The 1,088-nt window shown below is 27.1% G+C and carries 2 protein-coding genes; both read left to right on the top strand.

Annotated features, from left to right (window positions below; all coding sequences use genetic code 11):
* A partial coding sequence (locus AC3WVG_RS12220; protein ID WP_488798393.1) for an NTP transferase domain-containing protein occupies nt 1–408 on the top strand: 408 nt, incomplete at its 5' end.
* A gap of 13 nt (nt 409–421) precedes the next feature.
* Nucleotides 422–1,088, top strand: a 667-nt coding sequence (locus AC3WVG_RS12215; RefSeq protein WP_488798392.1) for a radical SAM protein, incomplete at its 3' end; no start/stop codon positions are given.

The raw sequence follows: 1,088 nt of genomic DNA, 5'->3' as shown, positions 1-1,088 counted from the left end.
ATATTTGATAAATATCATCCTCTCTCAGGTATTGTAACTGCAGCAATACTTCTAAGAAGGAAGTATAGTCATATCTTAACAATACCTGTAGATCTAGTAAACATCTCTGAAGAATTTATAAAATTTTTAATAGAAAATTTTGAAGATGATTATGATTGTGTAATACCTAAATGGAGAAATGGTTTTATAGAACCTCTAGTAGCTATATATAGAATTGAGACTATACTCAAAATATTTAGAAAATATAGACCAGAAGTTTGGGATAAAGTTCCTGTGAGAGCTATATTAGAATTTTCAAATAATACACACTTCATAGATGCTGATACTATAGTTAAGATTTTTGGTGATGTTTTTAAGAACATAAACACTTTGAAAGATATAAAATTAATCTGTACTCAAAATCTATAATCTTGGGGGCATATTGTTCACATTAGTATCTTTTGGTATTACAAATATGTGTGTATTAAAATGTCCACACTGTTATAGAGATGCATCTAAGAGATTACCAAATGAATTATCAGAAGATGAATGTATGAATATTATAGATCAACTTCACAATATTGGTACTAGAATACTAGTATTTTCAGGTGGTGAACCATTAACTAGATCTGACATTTTCAATCTTATAAGATATGCAGATTCTAAGAAGATAAATACTGCATTAGCAACTTCTGGACTTCTACTTAATGAATATATTATTAAGAAACTTGCTGATTCTAATCTAAAATTTATAGCTATCAGTCTTGACTCAACAAAACCTGAAATTCATGATAGATTTAGAGGTATTCAAGGACTTTGGAATCATGTTGTAAATAGTTTAAAAATATTGAAAGATTATGGTATAAAAATTCAAATAAATTTCACACTCTGTAAGTATAATGTTGATGATGTTATTAACATGGTAGAATTCTGTATTAAGAATGATATAGATAATCTACACATATTTCACGTAGTTCCTGTTGGTAGAGCATTTAAATACTATGAAGATATTAAACTAGATATTAGAGAAGTATTGAATGTATGTTTAAAAGCTGTTGAATATGGTTTCTATAATAGAATTAATGTAAAACCAACATGTATACCACAAT

Source organism: Desulfovulcanus sp. (genome assembly GCF_982781345.1).
The sequence above is the reverse complement of the archived record's forward strand: the minus strand, read 5'-3'. Positions and strand labels throughout refer to the sequence as shown.